The 16,086-nt window shown below is 37.4% G+C and carries 15 protein-coding genes; 6 read left to right on the forward strand and 9 right to left on the reverse strand.

What is annotated here, in order from left to right:
- Positions 1-96: 96 nt before the first annotated feature.
- From ACYPZI_RS01355 to ACYPZI_RS01365, 3 genes are all read right to left on the reverse strand, one after another.
- Positions 97-1,368, reverse strand: coding sequence for a TolC family protein (locus tag ACYPZI_RS01355; RefSeq protein ID WP_459597861.1), 1,272 nt, complete (start codon positions 1,366-1,368; stop codon positions 97-99).
- Between the two features lie 11 nt (positions 1,369-1,379).
- Positions 1,380-1,994 (reverse strand): TetR/AcrR family transcriptional regulator, encoded by a 615-nt coding sequence (locus ACYPZI_RS01360; protein WP_459597863.1) that lies wholly within the window; start codon positions 1,992-1,994, stop codon positions 1,380-1,382.
- Positions 1,995-2,196: 202 nt separating this feature from the next.
- The gene (locus ACYPZI_RS01365) at positions 2,197-4,098 is read right to left on the reverse strand and encodes an alpha-L-fucosidase (protein ID WP_459597865.1); all 1,902 of its coding nucleotides are present in this window, start codon (positions 4,096-4,098) and stop codon (positions 2,197-2,199) included.
- 618 nt (positions 4,099-4,716) lie between these two features.
- Here ACYPZI_RS01365 and ACYPZI_RS01370 point away from each other — a divergent pair.
- Positions 4,717-5,244 carry an NUDIX hydrolase gene (locus tag ACYPZI_RS01370; RefSeq protein WP_459597867.1) on the forward strand — a complete coding sequence of 176 codons (528 nt, stop codon included), beginning with the start codon at positions 4,717-4,719 and terminating at the stop codon, positions 5,242-5,244.
- Here the strand turns inward: ACYPZI_RS01370 and ACYPZI_RS01375 are convergent.
- Positions 5,225-5,863, reverse strand: a complete 639-nt coding sequence (locus ACYPZI_RS01375) for an HAD family hydrolase (protein WP_459597869.1) — start codon at positions 5,861-5,863, stop codon at positions 5,225-5,227. The two genes, ACYPZI_RS01370 and ACYPZI_RS01375, sit on opposite strands and share 20 nt — an antisense overlap.
- Before the next feature lie 115 nt (positions 5,864-5,978).
- Between ACYPZI_RS01375 and ACYPZI_RS01380 the strand changes: the two genes are divergently transcribed.
- The 5 genes from ACYPZI_RS01380 (at position 5,979) to cysS (ending at position 12,030) form a co-directional block, all read left to right on the forward strand.
- A complete protein-coding gene (locus ACYPZI_RS01380) occupies positions 5,979-6,500 on the forward strand; it encodes a shikimate kinase (RefSeq protein WP_459597871.1) in 522 nt (173 codons plus the stop codon).
- On the forward strand, positions 6,497-8,356 hold the full coding sequence (locus ACYPZI_RS01385; protein WP_459597873.1) for a trypsin-like serine peptidase: 1,860 nt from the start codon (positions 6,497-6,499) through the stop codon (positions 8,354-8,356). The genes ACYPZI_RS01380 and ACYPZI_RS01385 overlap by 4 nt, the downstream gene beginning before the upstream one ends.
- The gene (radA, locus tag ACYPZI_RS01390) at positions 8,344-9,711 is read left to right on the forward strand and encodes a DNA repair protein RadA (protein WP_459597875.1); all 1,368 of its coding nucleotides are present in this window, start codon (positions 8,344-8,346) and stop codon (positions 9,709-9,711) included. The genes ACYPZI_RS01385 and radA overlap by 13 nt, the downstream gene beginning before the upstream one ends.
- 75 nt (positions 9,712-9,786) lie before the next feature.
- Complete coding sequence (locus tag ACYPZI_RS01395) at positions 9,787-10,476, forward strand: HAD family hydrolase (RefSeq protein ID WP_459598154.1); 690 nt, start codon at positions 9,787-9,789, stop codon at positions 10,474-10,476.
- Between the two features lie 78 nt (positions 10,477-10,554).
- Entirely contained in the window at positions 10,555-12,030 is a 1,476-nt protein-coding gene (gene cysS, locus ACYPZI_RS01400; RefSeq protein WP_459597877.1) for a cysteine--tRNA ligase, read from the forward strand.
- A gap of 9 nt (positions 12,031-12,039) precedes the next feature.
- On the opposite strand, the gene mnmC2 is transcribed toward cysS, so the two are convergent.
- The 5 genes from mnmC2 to ACYPZI_RS01425 form a co-directional block, all read right to left on the reverse strand.
- Positions 12,040-12,708 carry a tRNA (5-methylaminomethyl-2-thiouridine)(34)-methyltransferase MnmC2 gene (gene mnmC2, locus ACYPZI_RS01405; RefSeq protein WP_459597879.1) on the reverse strand — a complete coding sequence of 223 codons (669 nt, stop codon included), beginning with the start codon at positions 12,706-12,708 and terminating at the stop codon, positions 12,040-12,042.
- Between the two features lie 20 nt (positions 12,709-12,728).
- Positions 12,729-13,205: a 2-C-methyl-D-erythritol 2,4-cyclodiphosphate synthase gene (ispF, locus tag ACYPZI_RS01410; protein WP_459597881.1), complete on the reverse strand. Its 477-nt coding sequence runs from the start codon at positions 13,203-13,205 to the stop codon at positions 12,729-12,731.
- Positions 13,206-13,219: 14 nt separating this feature from the next.
- Positions 13,220-14,380 (reverse strand): type IX secretion system outer membrane channel protein PorV, encoded by a 1,161-nt coding sequence (gene porV, locus ACYPZI_RS01415; protein ID WP_459597883.1) that lies wholly within the window; start codon positions 14,378-14,380, stop codon positions 13,220-13,222.
- A 137-nt stretch (positions 14,381-14,517) separates the two neighbouring features.
- Positions 14,518-15,144: a fumarylacetoacetate hydrolase family protein gene (locus ACYPZI_RS01420; RefSeq protein WP_459597885.1), complete on the reverse strand. Its 627-nt coding sequence runs from the start codon at positions 15,142-15,144 to the stop codon at positions 14,518-14,520.
- Positions 15,145-15,273: 129 nt separating this feature from the next.
- On the reverse strand, positions 15,274-16,011 hold the full coding sequence (locus ACYPZI_RS01425) for a polyprenol monophosphomannose synthase (RefSeq protein ID WP_459597887.1): 738 nt from the start codon (positions 16,009-16,011) through the stop codon (positions 15,274-15,276).
- Positions 16,012-16,086 lie beyond the last annotated feature (75 nt).

The following is a 16,086-nucleotide window of genomic DNA, read 5'->3' on the forward strand; positions in this document are numbered from 1 at the left end:
AGTAAATAATTTTGTTTTTAATTGCCATATGGAACTCACATGATTTTTATTATCATGGACTTTGGTGATTTGACAAAAATCATGCTTCGTTTCATATTAGTTTCCTTGAATATATTTATAATTATAGATACTTATCAGATATTGTATATTATGAAGCGCTTTAGCTTGCATTGCCTGGTTTTCGGCATTTATATCACGGATAAGCTCATTGGTTTGATATACTCCGTTTTTATATTTGCTTTCACTTGTTTTTCTGATACGATTCCTCAATTGGATAATTTCATTGTCTTTGGCCAGCAGTTTCTGTGTCTTTTGAATTTCAGACTGTTGTTGGGTTAATTGTACATTTGTGTTGAACAGAAAAACATCTTGCTGTACATCGATACTGTTTTTATTATTGGCAATAAGCTTCCGTTCATTGCTTTTGGTATACAAGTTACCGAAATTCCAGCTCAACTTAACGCCTCCGATAGCGAAGAGTTTGAATTTGGTGTCCAGCATATTCAATCCCGGGCGTCCATATCCCCCTTGAGCAAATAGACCTATCTGAGGCAAATTTTTAGCTGTTATCGAACTCTCTTGTTTGTCGAGAAGTAGCCGTTGCGACTGATACAAGGACAATTCGGGGCGTGTAATATTCCCATATGCAATATTACCGGCCGGTTGTTGTAAGATGGTTTTATTATCCAGTTCCTGATGAATGAATAGTCCCAACATGCTTAAATATGCTTGCCTCATGCTTAACTGTTCAGTTCGGTTTTGGCCTATGTTTAGCAACTCTACATCAATTTGATCCAGATCGGATTGCATAGCTACTCCATTATTGAACATAGACCGGGCTATATCTTTGTTTGCTTTCATTGTGGCTTCTGTCAGGTCGAGTATCTTTAGTTGCTCATCTATTACCAATATGCCAAAATATAGTTGATTTACTTTTTCTTTAATAGAATATATGCCGACCTCTATTTTTTGTTTTTCCACATCAGTATTGGCTTTGGTTACTTGTTTCAGGGCATTGATCGTACCTCCGTCCCAGATTAGTTGTGTAGCATCTACGGTTGCTTTATACTGATCTTTCTTCATCGTGGGTATTTCGGCGTTTGGTATAGGTAGTGATGACAGATCGATAGGGATTTTTGTTACATCCGATTGATATGTAGCCTGTCCGTTCAAAGAGAACTGAGGGAGATATTTTTTTGAAATATTTTCCAACGAGTATTGTTCCGTGAGGGATATTAGCCCGTATTGTTTAATCAGAGGATAATTATCCATTGCTTTTTGATGACATCCATCCAAAGTTAAGATGGCTTGAGTATAAGCTGTGCTGCAAATCAGCAGAAGTGTAATTAAAAGGATATTCTTTTTCATAAACTTCATATTTATTTATCAAGTTTGAGCATTGTTTTTATCCACAAGGGAATAAGTTGTCGTCTTTCTTCTATAAAATATTTGGTATCAGTTGTATTCATATCATACATATAGGATATAATGGGGCGCGCGACGACGGGCAGTATAGTCAGAGATATGATATTTAAGAATACATGTATAGGGGTAATATTTACTCCCGATTTTTTTATTTGTTCATCTATTTGCTTGAAAAAATAACTGTCAGTTAAAATATTTTTAGGAATCTTACTTTTTTGCATCAGCCTTTCCGGATCAGCCTGAATTTCGCTTAATACAAATAGAGGTAAATTGGGCTCTTCCCTGAAAATTTCGATATACCGGTTTACTATAGCTTCTATCTTTGCTTCTAAATTTGAATTTTTCTCATTTGCTAAGTCTCGTATAAAAAAGAACATATCCTGAAGACTTTCGAGCATTATAATGTTAAAAAGATTTTCTTTACTTCTGAAATAATAATTTAGCAGGGCAGTGTTAATACCCGCCGCTTCAGCTATATCTCTTGTCTTGGTCTGTCCGTAACCTTTTTCATGGAAAAGCTTTTTGGCTGCAAGCTTTATTTTCTCTTCTGTTGTTTGATCTTTTTGCATACTTTGGAAATTATGCGACAAATATAAATTAATTAAATGATTAAATATTTTGATTAAAATATATTTTAACTAAATATGGTTTTCATTTAACATTATGAGAGGATAAGAAAAAAGCCGATACTTTAAGTATCGGCTTGTAATTCATTATTTTAACTGTATATTTCTGAGTAATAATATTTTATGTACTGTGGATATAGAAGTTTTATTTACTATTTATCGGTACTAACCGGATAGCTATAGGACGCATATATTGTGTTCCTTCATATTCTATTCCTTTTAATGTACCCTTAAATTCTCCTTTCCTCAATTTTATTTTACCGGCATGAATTGTATTTATCTTACCCCATCCACTCAATGGAGTATAATTCACATTGTATAAATTATCTGCTATTTGAATGGTTACAATGCCGGAATCTTTAGCCGATTCGGTATTATAGTCAATATAAATATCAAATTCGGTAGATCGAGAGATTCTCAGATCCCACTGCATGTATTGGTCGTTATTTTTCCATCCTGCTACATAGTTCCTACTGTATTTTCCATCTCCAAATCCTAGGCCTTCTCCTATTCTTTGACTGTCGAATACTAACAGTGTGTTTTCGCAATCAGGCGTTAATAGCCTGATAGGGTATGGTTTATTTTCTTTTTTTACTTTCAAGGCAATCACTGTACTAGTGGTGTCAGGAGCTATTGACGGTAGTTTTATAGATAAGTCTTTAGAATCGATTCTTTTTATATTTAGTGTCTTTGCCCGGTTATCCGATACTATCCATCCTTTTTCTATATCGGAGGTTAACCCTCCAACTACAAGATTCCCGTCTTTTGGCCAGTGAAATATATGCAGATATAAAGTGTCCTCTTTTTTGGTTGTTACACCCCATTGTTGTATTGGTAAATCTGTTTTTTCATTTCCATAAATAGCTTTTCCGTATACTTTCAACCAGTTACCTACGCCCTGAAATATCTTTACATCTGTATCATCCCATTTACCGTTACCCATAGGACCCACGTTCATTAATATATTGCCGCCTTTGGCCGTGGCACTGGCTAATAAACGAACAAAATAACTTACCGGTTTATGAGAAAAATCTACTTTGCTATACCCATATGATTCATTGGTGGTTGGTATCGATTCCCAATATCCTTCTTCAGGAGGGAAGAATGCCGCTCTGTCTGCTGTACTCTTGTAGTCTCCATATTGCGTAATAGAGTATCGTGCTAAACGTCCGTTAACTACGATTTTTGTCTCATTGTCGTTTTCCCGGATTGCTTGCAATATCCGTATATTTTCATATAGAGGCAATTTGTGTGGCGTGTCGAACCATAAAATGTCGGGATTATATTTTTTTATAAGTTCTATAATTTGAGGAATTGATTTTTCAGAGACATATTTTTTTGCATGAGGCAGAAACTCCGGAAAGTTAAGCCACCAGTTAGCTCCATGCAACAGTTTGTCACCTCCGGGATTATCATAATCCCAGTCATTTCCGGGTGCATCGGGATGTTCCCAGTCGAATGCATGGGAATAGTAGAATCCAAACTTTATTCCGTGTTTGCGGGCAGCATCGCGCAGTTCTTTCATAGGGTCGCGTTTGAACTGAGACATTCGAATGTCATATGGATATGCATCAGAAGGGTAGAGGGCAAAACCATCATGATGTTTTGCCGTAATGATGAAGTATTTCATTCCGGCATTTACAGCATTTTGTACCCATTCATCGGCATCGAATTCGGATGGGTTAAAGGGATATACTAACTCCCGCTTATATGTTTCTAAAGGAATTCTGGCTTGTCGCATCAGATGTTCTGTATAGCCTCCGATTTTTCTGCCTTTCCAAATACCGGCAGGGACGGAATATACCCCCCAATGGATAAAACAGCCGAACTTAGCATCGTTGAACCATGACATTCGTTCGTGGTTGTTTTTCATACTTTCTTTCCACCATCCGGTCAGAGCATCTTTGACAGCCAAAGTGTCTTGATATAAGTCTAGTTTTCCTAAATCCATCCCTTGTTCATCGCCTTTGTTCTGGGAATGAATCGATAGATATGAAGAAATTATTATTAGTAATGACAGAACTTTTAATTTAATTGTGCTTTTCATAATGTATGCATAAATAGGTTTAGTACAAATATAGAAATTGATTCGGATAAGGACTTTCATAATTTCGCTATAAATATGGTACAATTTCGACATTTTATTTATTTTCGACTTTTAAGAGGTTTACTTGCTTTTGACTTCGGTTTGTTCGCTGCTACTTTTTGCTTTCCAACTCTCAATCCGCTAGCTGGTTTTATCTATAGATACAGTGATAATTTGAAAATAAGCGAATTAGCGAATTTGAAAATTAGCAAATTAGCAAATGGCGCGAAGCGACGATAACTTGTAACTAATTGTTGACTGATAACTGTTCACTGTGGAGGTTTGTTACTTTTTAGTTAAAAAGTTACGAGTAGACGAGATACGAGGTACAAGTTGTCGACTGTTGACTGCTAACTAACTACTGACGACTAACTACTGTTTACTGATGACTGTTTATTCCAGTAGGGGTCAAAATTTTGATGCGGTTGCGGAAAAAATGAATGGCTGCTGCTGTGAAACCTGTAAGGATATAGTATCTTTGCCCGACGAGCAGAAAGAATCTTTGCGAAAGGGTATTAAAAACGATGCTATGATATACAAAAACGGGCGATCTGAAAATATTTTGTTCAAAAGCAATATATGATACAAGAAGAAATCTTTCCATTAGTAGATGAAACAGGATATGTTATCGGACAAGCGCCTCGAAGTGTTTGTCACGATGGCTCCAAGCTGCTACACCCAGTGATTCATCTACATATATTCAACAGTAAAGGCGAATTATTCCTTCAAAAACGATCTGCGACAAAGGATGTCCAGCCTAATAGATGGGACTCTTCGGTGGCAGGACACATCAACTTAAACGAGACTCCCGAAGCAGCAGCCATGCGCGAAGCATTAGAAGAACTCAGCCTTGTAGGAATCGAGCCGGAATATATAACACAATATGTTATCGAAACTGACAGGGAACGGGAATTGAGTTATTGCTTTTATACAATATATAATGGCAATTTTGTCTTAAACACAGAAGAATTGGCAGATGGTAAATTCTGGGAGATTGAAGAAATACAGGCCCAATTAGGTCAAGACATATTTACAGCCAACTTTGAACAAGACTTCAATAAATTTCTTTACAAAGGGTTATCGGGACTTATGCAAGAAAATCAATGACTTGCTGTATGTCCGAAAAGTCGGGTATAACATGATTAACCTTTTCTACTAAATCTTTTTTATCTATTGTAGTTGATAAACCGACAACCCGCATTCCCGCAGACTTACCCGCCTGAATACCATGAAACGAGTCCTCAAACACGATACATTCGTCCGGCGCAGAGTTCAGGTCTTTTGCTGCTAACAGATAACACATTGGGTTTGGCTTTCCATCAATGATGCGAGCAGCCGTAACAATAGTATCGAAGGTCTCCGATAAATCCAGCAGCTTTAAAGCCCTTTTCATTTTTAATTCCTGTGAGCTTGTTACCAAACCTACTTTGTAGTTATTCTCTTTCAAATAATTGATATATTCCATCACACCAGCGACCAAAGGGAAATCCATCTCCTGTTCAAAACCGTCCATATCCCGCTCTATCTTCAATCGCTCATCATGAGATAAATGCGAAAAATACTTTTTCAAGATATCAGGAGTGGTAGTACCTTTTACCAACGTAGCAAAATTCTCTATACCAAGATTATACTTCTCGCCTAATTCTTCTATATAAATGTCATATTGAGGTTCGGTATCGGCAATAACTCCATCAAAATCGAAAAGAACAGTAGAAATTTTAGTCATATCATATTTTTGAGACACAAAGGTAACTATAAATACGAAATTAGCAATCCGGTCAATGATATATCAATTGTATCTATTTTTTTCTATTTTTGTATAAAGCTTTGAAAAAATCTAAATGAAAAGAATATTCCTTATTGGGTATATGGGAGCCGGCAAAACAACAGTCGGCAGGGAACTTGCAAAAGAACTTAATCTTGATTTCATTGATCTTGATCATTTTATACAAGCCCGATACCAAAAAACGATTAGTCAGATTTTCCAGGAAATGGGAGAATCTGAATTTCGTATTATAGAAAGCAATATGCTTAAAGAGGTTGGAGACTTCGAAAATGTTGTCATTTCTACCGGAGGCGGAACCCCTTGTTTCTTTGATAATATGGACTACATGAACAACGCAGGAACTACTGTTTATCTCAAAGCTACGCCTAAAGCCTTATCTGAAAGATTAAACACATGCAAAGATAAACGTCCTCTTATAAAAGATAAAAGTAAAGAAGAACTTCTGGATTTTGTAGTAGAGAATCTGACAAAACGTGAGCCTTATTACACAAAAGCAGTCGTTATATACGAACCTGGAGAATTAATAAACAGAGATGATATAAATAAATATATCCTACAATTAATAGAAAAATTATGAAAATCATTTTTTCAAAAATATTATTAACCGGAGTAATATTTTGTACCCCGTTTACATTCCTTTTTGCACAAAAAGAACAGTATCGCTTCAATGAAGATAAATCAGAAGTGTCTTTAATAATCGACACAAAAAAAACAAACTTCACTGTGGACAATGCTATGCGTAAAAAGTTAGGGCAACCTCTTTTGGAAGCTAAAATATATCCTTTGGACGTAAATATGGATACGATTGGCGTTTGGTCTGAATCCTCTACCAAGAAAGAGAATATTTGGAAATTGGAAGTCGGCGTACCCTTGTCAAAAGGATTTTATATCAGTATGGAAGATTTTTATTTACCAAAAGGGGCTCAACTATTTGCATACAACAAAAATAACTTTGAAAACGCTATCGTATTTAGCCACGAAGACAACCCTAACGGAGGACCTTATTCAATCGAAGATCTGACCGGAGATAATGTTATACTTGAATACGTTGCAAGTAAGAATATTACCGAAAAACCTAAAATACATCTGCTGGATGTAGGATATAAATATTCCGATGAAACAGGGAATATTAGCGGTTTTGGAACTGCTGCTGCCTGCATGATAAATATAAATTGTGCACAAGGTGTAGAGTGGCAAGCTCAAAAGAAAGGCGTAGTCCGTCTAAGGATAAGAAAGACATCAGATGGAGAAAATAACGGAAGTGCATGTACCGGAACCCTAATAAATAATACAAATAACGACCGTACCCCATATATACTGACAGCATATCATTGCTTAGATAATGTTGATATTAGTAACTCCGACAATTTCAGCGTATTTTTCAATTACGAGTCATCCACGTGCGAAAATACAGAGATCAAACCATCGTATAAATTCCATAGAGGGGCGGTTGTAAAAGTAGCCAACCCTATTTCGGGTGGTAGCGATGGCGTTTTGCTGCAATTAACAGGAACAATTCCGGAAGATTGGGATGTCTATTTTAACGGATGGGACAGAAGTAATGCCAATAATATTACAAGTGGAGCTATTATCCATCATCCGCAGGGAGATGTAAAAAAAATTACCTTGTATGACAAAGCCCCTGCTTCCGGGCAATGGGACAATACCTCTCCACTAAACTCTTTCTGGATTGTATCCTATTCGGAAGGTTCTACTGAAAAGGGTTCTTCCGGAAGTCCTATTTTTAATCAGAATGGTTTAGTTATAGGATCTCTGACAGGTGGAAATAGCAGTTGTTCATTACCCACAGCCTCAGATTTTTATGGTAAGTTTTCATATCATTGGGATAAGTCCAATGACGAAAGTTTACACATGAGTAAATATTTAGACCCAATAAATTCCGGGCAAACAATTCTTCCCGGATTGTACAACAATGGCAACTTGGAGGAAGAGTTGCTCCTGAATAAATCAAATATAAACCTCCTACCCAATTTATCGACTACAATAAATATCCTTAGTGGAAATGGTGATTATACCATCACATCTACCGATAATAGCATTGCGACAACAGAATTATCCGGCGATGTTATTACGGTAAAAGCAATAAAGAGAGGTACAGCCGAACTGACAATAACTGACAAAAAAGAAAAATCTAAGAAAGTAACCTTATATGTTCAAAACAATATAGATATCTCCGCAAAAGATAATAACATATTGATAAACGTATATAACGAAGAAGGCGAAGAGGATACTGATAAGATAAAGCAAGTGCGAGTTATAAATCTGGACGCAGATGTATTGTATAACGAGAAGAATCTCGATGAAAGCAACCATACTGTAGACATGAGCCTTTTCCGGAATAGTATATATATCATTCAGGTGAAAACGAAGAAAGGCGTAACCAAAGCAGAGAAAATATTATGGCAAAAGTAAAAACCGCATATGTATGTACCAATTGTGGAAACGATTCTCCTAAATGGTTGGGCAAATGCCCCGTATGTGGAGAATGGAACACATATGTGGAAGAAGTTATAAGTAAAGACACGAACCCTTCGAAAGGAGGCTTTCACATATTTGACTCCGCTAAAGCCAAACCTTTGTTATTAAAAGATGTAGAAACAGGCGAAGACCCCAGGATAGATATGCAAGACGGCGAATTCAACCGCGTTTTGGGAGGAGGATTAGTGCCCGGTTCTTTGGTTTTGTTAGGGGGTGAACCCGGGATCGGGAAGTCCACTCTCATTTTGCAAACGGTACTCGGACTGCAAAATATAAAAACGCTGTATGTTTCGGGAGAGGAAAGCGCCCGTCAATTGAAACTGAGAGCTGACCGTATAAACTCAAATAGCGAGAACTGCTTTATAGTATGTGAGACAAATCTCGAGCAAATATTTGTACATATCCAAAACCTTAAACCTGATTTTGTAATTATCGACTCCATACAAACGATCTTTACAGATACGGTGGAATCCTCTCCGGGAAGCGTTTCGCAAGTGCGGGAATGTTCTGCCGCCATACTTAAGTTCGCTAAAGAAACGGGAACTCCAGCAATTCTGATAGGACATATCAACAAAGAAGGTAACATCGCCGGTCCAAAAGTATTGGAACATATTGTAGATACTGTCCTACAATTTGAAGGAGATCAACACTATATGTATCGTATTTTGCGGAGTATAAAAAACCGCTTTGGAAGCACTGCTGAATTAGGCATCTATGAAATGAGACAAAACGGATTGCGGGAAGTAAGCAATCCTTCCGAGTTACTTCTCACCCAAAATCATGAAGGGCTGAGTGGCGTATCCATTGCTGCGGCCATAGAAGGTATCCGTCCTTTCCTTATAGAAACTCAATCTCTGGTAAGCACGGCTGCATACGGAACACCACAACGATCGGCTACGGGGTTCGACCTGCGCAGGATGAACATGCTATTAGCCGTATTAGAAAAACGCGCCGGATTTAAGTTGATACAAAAAGATGTTTTTCTAAATATTGCCGGAGGACTAAAAGTCAACGATCCGGGAATGGATTTATCTGTAATCAGCGCTGTTCTTTCTTCCAGCTTAGATATATCCATAGAAAAGCATGTATGTATGACCGGGGAAGTCGGCTTATCAGGAGAAATACGTCCCGTAAATCGTATAGAACAGCGAATATTAGAAGCTGAAAAGCTTGGTTTTTCAAAAATATTGGTACCTCAAAATAACCTCAAAGGTTTTACTTCAAAGGTAAACATTGAGATCATTCAGGCGAGGAAAGTAGAAGAAGCTTTCAGGCAGTTATTCGGATAATATCTTACGTGTTGTTATTCAACAAAAAAGAAATTTTTATCTAAAACAGATGTATTACAAACAAATATGAAGAAAATAAAAAACGACATTCAAATAATAGCTTTCGATGCGGATGATACACTATGGGATAACGAGCCTTTATTTAAAGAGGTGGAAAAAGAATTTTGTAACCTGTTATCCGAGTATGGTAATAAAGAAGACATATCTACTGCTTTGTTCGATGTAGAAATGCAAAACATGGAATGCTACGGATACGGAGCTAAAGCATTCACCCTTTCGCTTGTAGAAACAGCAATAAAGATAAGTAGCGGAAACGTATCCGGGAAAACAATAAGTCAAATAGTCAGCCTCGGTAAATATCTGCTAAACATGCCTATTAAATTACTCGACGGTGTAGAAGACACATTAGAAAAGTTGAATAACGAATATAAATTAGTTGTAGCCACCAAAGGTGATCTTCTCGATCAGCAAAGAAAGCTCGATAGATCAGGAATTGTTTGTTATTTCGATCACGTAGAGATTATGTCTGATAAAACAGAAAAAGAATATAAAAGCCTTGCTGCTTCGCTCAATACTTCGCCGGCGAATATAATGATGATAGGTAATTCTCTGAAATCAGATATATATCCGGCTCTGGCAGTAGGAATGTATGCGACATATATTCCATATCACACGATGTGGAAACATGAATTAGCCTACGAAAACACTTCTAATAACAGGCTTTATAAAGTTGATTCGTTCTCCGATTTAGTTCATATATTCTAGCTTTTCAAGTCATCGGATTTTATTGTCTATACCAAACTATTTTTTTACTTTTGTACTCCATTTATAATTGCATACGTAATGATTGACCAAAAACTATCTGTTTATAACACTCTTACTCGTAAAAAAGAAATTTTCGAACCGATCCATGCACCTCATGTAGGCATGTACGTTTGCGGTCCAACAGTATATAGTGATGCACATCTTGGACATGCCCGTCATGGAGTTACATTCGATTTATTGTTCAGATACTTGCAGCACATAGGCTATAAAGTAAGATATGTAAGAAATATAACGGATGTTGGCCACCTTGAAAATGAAGAAGGTAGCGGAGAAGACCGTATTGCAAAAAAAGCACGTCTGGAACAGCTTGAACCGATGGAAGTTGTTCAATATTATAGCAACAGATACCACAAGGTAATGAACGACCTCAATACTTTACCTCCATCTATCGAACCTCATGCCTCCGGTCACATCATAGAACAGATAGAATCTATCAAAAGGATCCTAAAGAACGGTTATGCTTATGAAAGCAACGGTTCTGTATATTTCGATGTTGAAAAATACAATAAAGACTTTGATTATGGAATCCTTTCGCATCGCAATATCGAAGAAATGCTGAATACAACACGCGAATTGGACGGACAGGATGAAAAACGCAGCAAAGTAGATTTTGCATTGTGGAAAAAAGCTGCACCTGAACATATTATGCGTTGGCCTTCCCCATGGAGTGATGGGTTTCCGGGTTGGCATTTGGAGTGTTCTACGATGAGTATCAAATATCTGGGAAAAGAATTTGATATACATGGTGGCGGACTTGATCTTATGTTTCCACACCACGAATGCGAAATAGCTCAAAATACGGCAATGGAGAAACATCAGGTAGTCAAATACTGGATGCACAACAATATGATTACTATAGGCGGACAGAAAATGGCTCGCTCGTTAGGTAACTTCATCACTTTAGAGCAGCTATTCGCAGGAGATCATGAACTGTTGGAAAAAGCTTATAATCCGATGACGGTTCGCTTTTTCATCTTACAGGCTCATTATCGCAGTACAGTAGATTTCAGTAACGAAGCATTGCTGGCTGCCGAAAAGAGTTTAGAACGTCTGTTTGACGCATATGCCCGAATAGATAAAGTTCCTGTTTCAACGGCATCATCTGTAGATGTAAAAAGTATTCGCGGTAAATGTTATGAGGCACTGAACGATGATTTGAATTCTGCAATAGTAATTGCTCACTTGTGCGATGCCGCCACAACGATCAATTCTGCCAATGCCGGAAATATTACACTAAATCAGGAAGATGTAAACGAACTCAAAGATATTTTTGATACATTCCTGTTTGGAATATTGGGAATCCGTAATGAAGCAACAAGCTCAAACAATAACAATGAAGCTTTTGGAAAAGCGATGGATTTGCTATTAGATATCCGGCAAAAAGCAAAAGATAATAAAGATTGGGCAACATCGGACCAGATACGTAACGAACTGGTTAAAGCCGGATTTGACATCAAAGACGGTAAAGATGGCGCTGAATGGAAGCTTAAATAAAGATAAATCTTATAACTTCGTTGCCCGGAGCATTTCGCGCTTTCCGGGAGGGCCGGGAAGCCGCTCGGTCTTATATCCTGATTGCTGCATCATACGACGCACCACACCTTTGGCGCAATAAGTCACTAACATACCTTGCTCATTTGTTATATTATACATCTGATCAAATATTTGTTGTGACCACATTTCAGCTTGTTTATCAGGTGCAAAGGCATCAAAGTATATAATATCAAAAGACTTTAAGACACTGAAATCCAGTTGATTCAAATCAGTTTGAATCTTAGTTAAATAAAAACCGGGCGTAATCCATTGCTCTGTCCCCCACTCTACTTCGTGCAATTTATAAAACAAATCTTGTTGTTCTTGCGAATATTTATCTGCGTAGTTCAATTGCTTAATAATAGAAAGAGGCAAAGGATAAGCTTCTATTGTAGTATAATGTATTTCCCGGGAAGCATCCGATTCTATAAGTGAAAGGAAAGCATTCAGCCCTGTACCAAAACCAACTTCGAATATATGTACTACATCTCGCTTGAGATGACGTAATCCCGCTTCGATAAATACATGCTTCGATTCCTGAATAGCACCATTTACCGAATGGTAATGTTCTTCCAGTTCAGGCAAAAAAAGAGTGTGAGACCCGTCACCTGTTATTTCTATCACTGGTCCCACACTCATACTTGCACTGTGTTTAATTACTACTTTTCGATCAAAGCTACGACATATGCGGCAAAACCTTCCTCACGGCCAACAAACCCCATCTTTTCAGAAGTTGTCGCTTTGATAGATATGTCATCTACAGAGATTTGCAGGATTTCTGCCATTACCTTCTGCATCTGAGGTATATGCGGATTTATTTTAGGGCGTTCAGCACAAATAGTGGCATCGATATTTCCGACGCTATACCCTTTTCCCCTGATTATATCCAGTGTTTTTTTCAGCAATATCTTACTGTCAATATTTTTATACTCGCCTGCTGTATCCGGAAAGTGGAATCCAATATCCCGCAAATTTGCAGCACCTAACAGTGCATCGCATACAGCATGAATTAAAACATCAGCATCAGAATGCCCCAAGAGGCCTTGGCTATGCTCTATTTTTACTCCACCCAACCATAATTCGCGATTATCGGCAAGGCGATGTACATCATAACCAAATCCTACACGTACTTTCATTTTACTTTTCCCAATTATTTAAACAGGTTTTTCATGGCATCGATATCGAATGCCAAAGAAAAACGAAGAGTTTGATCTAATGGATTTTGTTGAGCTGTGGCAAGCATATAAGCTACGTCCAATTGGAATGCCGTAAGTTTAAACCCTGCTCCAAAACCTATATACTGACGATTTCCCTTCATCTTGTTCTCATGAAAATATCCTGTACGTATACGGAACTTACTGTCATAGTCATATTCCGCACCTACCGACCACATAATTTCCTTTAATTCTTCGGAAAATCCACCGGGAGCATCTCCAAATGATTTAAAAATACCCGATATAGGATTGATATCCCTATATTCTGTAAGACGATTAAAGAATTCATCAGTTGTTTCTTCATCTTTCTGAACAGGAGGCGTTGGCACCAGATATTTATTTATATCGGCACTGAATGACAATGTACTAACTTCATTAACCGGATACATCAATGACGCGCCGATACGTAAATTTGTAGGAATAAAGTCATTGCGGGGACCTCCATCTGTAGATATCTTTGTACCTATATTGGAAATATTAAATCCAAAGCTGAGTAAACTCTCCGATTTTCCTACATTAATATACGATTCATTGTAACCGGCTATATCCGCAGCAAATGCATTACCGGCAAAAGTACCTTCAGAGGAACCTGTATAATCGGTACGGATATAACGCACAGTTACCGCTCCCGAAAATGTTTCTGTCAATTTACGTGAATAACCTATATCAAAAGCCATTTCGTATGGAGAAACACTCTTCAAAAATTGTCCGTATTGGTCTGTTACATTAACATCACCAATAGAGAAATAACGGATAGAAGCGCTTAGCGCCTGATTATTTTCGTTCCCTAATTTATAATAGCCGACTCCGTATACCAGCGCAACATCGTTCACTATTTTTCTCAACCATGGTGTATATGACAAACCGAAACCCGCCTTACTTTGTATAAAAGCATATTTTGCAGGATTCCAATGCTGTGAATATATGTCGGGAGCCGTTGCAACACCGGCATCCCCCATACCTCCACTTCGGGCATCAGGAGTTATAACCAATGATGGAACAGCTGTCACTATCGGATTCAAATCCTGTGCAAATACAGTATTTACAGATAATGCAAAAATACTCACCAGCAAAATCGATTTTAAAAGACTCTTCATTTATTCACTGTTTAGATAATTAATTTAATTTGTTAAGGTTTATTTATATATAAGTTTGTAATATCCCTTTACCTTAAGTATATAACACTTTTTTATACTATTTATTGTTTCTATTCCGAAATTTAACATCTGAAGAGTCAACATATTCTCACTTCAAACAACTGATCGCTTTCTATTGAACCGGTTAAGTTATTTCCAATTGTTACCTTACCCACTCCGGCAGGAGTACCTGTAAATATCAAATCCCCGGTTTTCAGTGTAAAAAAACGACTGGCATATGCTATAACCTTATCAACAGGATGTATCATATGGGATGTATTGCCCACTTGTACAGCTTTACCATCTATATCCAACCGAAAATCAAGATTATCAATTGGTTTGTTATATTGGTCTTTATGAACAAATCTCCCGACAACAGCAGAATTATCAAAAGCCTTCGAGATCTCCCAAGGCAAACTTTTCTTCTTTAGCTCACCTTGAATATCTCTTGCAGTAAAGTCAATGCCAAGGCTTATCTCTTCATAATAACGGTGAGCAAATCTTTCCGCAATATTTTTTCCTACTTTATTTATCTTTATTACAAGTTCTGCTTCATAATGGATCTCAGATGAGAAATCCGGAATATAAAAATCATTGTTTTCACCACTCAATAAAGCAGTATCAGGTTTCATAAAGAGAACAGGATCATCATCTTTGCCCGACGGTACTCTGTTCATCTCTTTATTATGATCGTGATAGTTGAGCCCTACACAAATTATCTTCATTATCAACTTATTTAAATTAGTAGTAAGTAGTTACAAGTAGACAAGATACAAGATACAAGATACGAGTTAAACTTAGGAGTTAAGCCAAAACCATACTTCCTGCTTTTAACTCTCTTACTACTAATCGATTTATTGCTTCTTTTTTATTCCCCCAAACAATTGACGAAACCTCATGGTAAGAACCCCAAAAACGCCCTCTGCAAAAATGCCTGAATTCATTTTAGATGTTCCCAATATCCGGTTTACGAATATAATAGAAACCTCTTTGATCTTAAATTTGAGGCAATATGCCGTATATTTCATTTCCACCTGAAAAGCATATCCTTTGAAGCGAATATTGTCTAAGTCTATTGTCTTTAAAACAATCCGCCTGTAACATACAAATCCAGCTGTAGAATCATGTACTTTCATTCCCGTAATGATCCTCACATATTTAGATGCAAAATACGACATGAGCACACGCCCCATAGGCCAGTTTACCACATTAACCCCACTATAATAGCGCGAACCTACGGCCACATCCGCCCCTTCGTTAGCGCAAGCATCGTAGAGACGTAGCAGATCATTCGGATTGTGTGAAAAATCGGCATCCATCTCAAATATATATTCGTAATCACGTTCGAGCGTCCATTTAAATCCAGCTATATATGCCGTACCCAATCCTAATTTTCCTGACCGTTCTATCAAATATAATCTGTCGGCAAACTCCTGTTGTAATTGTTTTACTATAGCTGCTGTGCCATCGGGGGAACCGTCATCGATAACCAGGATATCAAAAACTCTTGGCAAATCAAATACTGTTCTGATGATAGCTTCTATATTTTCCTTTTCGTTGTAGGTTGGTATTATGACTATAGAATCAGACATTTCCTTACGTTTTTAAAGTTACAAATGTAACACTTTACTCCTGATAAGTAAGAATATTAAATCAAATAAAACGGT

This window comes from Dysgonomonas reticulitermitis, assembly GCF_054601275.1.

Excerpts from the sequence above, each read along its gene's own strand:
- ACYPZI_RS01370 (WP_459597867.1), top strand. The coding sequence starts at position 4,717 with ATGATACAAGAAGAAATCTTTCCATTAGTAGATGAAACAGGATATGTT.
- ACYPZI_RS01385 (WP_459597873.1), top strand. The coding sequence starts at position 6,497 with ATGAAAATCATTTTTTCAAAAATATTATTAACCGGAGTAATATTTTGT.
- radA (WP_459597875.1), top strand. The coding sequence starts at position 8,344 with ATGGCAAAAGTAAAAACCGCATATGTATGTACCAATTGTGGAAACGAT.
- ACYPZI_RS01365 (WP_459597865.1), bottom strand. The coding sequence starts at position 4,098 with ATGAAAAGCACAATTAAATTAAAAGTTCTGTCATTACTAATAATAATT.
- porV (WP_459597883.1), bottom strand. The coding sequence starts at position 14,380 with ATGAAGAGTCTTTTAAAATCGATTTTGCTGGTGAGTATTTTTGCATTA.
- cysS (WP_459597877.1), top strand. The coding sequence starts at position 10,555 with ATGATTGACCAAAAACTATCTGTTTATAACACTCTTACTCGTAAAAAA.
- ACYPZI_RS01425 (WP_459597887.1), bottom strand. The coding sequence starts at position 16,011 with ATGTCTGATTCTATAGTCATAATACCAACCTACAACGAAAAGGAAAAT.
- ACYPZI_RS01360 (WP_459597863.1), bottom strand. The coding sequence starts at position 1,994 with ATGCAAAAAGATCAAACAACAGAAGAGAAAATAAAGCTTGCAGCCAAA.
- ACYPZI_RS01420 (WP_459597885.1), bottom strand. The coding sequence starts at position 15,144 with ATGAAGATAATTTGTGTAGGGCTCAACTATCACGATCATAATAAAGAG.
- ACYPZI_RS01375 (WP_459597869.1), bottom strand. The coding sequence starts at position 5,863 with ATGACTAAAATTTCTACTGTTCTTTTCGATTTTGATGGAGTTATTGCC.
- ACYPZI_RS01355 (WP_459597861.1), bottom strand. The coding sequence starts at position 1,368 with ATGAAAAAGAATATCCTTTTAATTACACTTCTGCTGATTTGCAGCACA.
- ispF (WP_459597881.1), bottom strand. The coding sequence starts at position 13,205 with ATGAAAGTACGTGTAGGATTTGGTTATGATGTACATCGCCTTGCCGAT.
- ACYPZI_RS01380 (WP_459597871.1), top strand. The coding sequence starts at position 5,979 with ATGAAAAGAATATTCCTTATTGGGTATATGGGAGCCGGCAAAACAACA.
- mnmC2 (WP_459597879.1), bottom strand. The coding sequence starts at position 12,708 with ATGAGTGTGGGACCAGTGATAGAAATAACAGGTGACGGGTCTCACACT.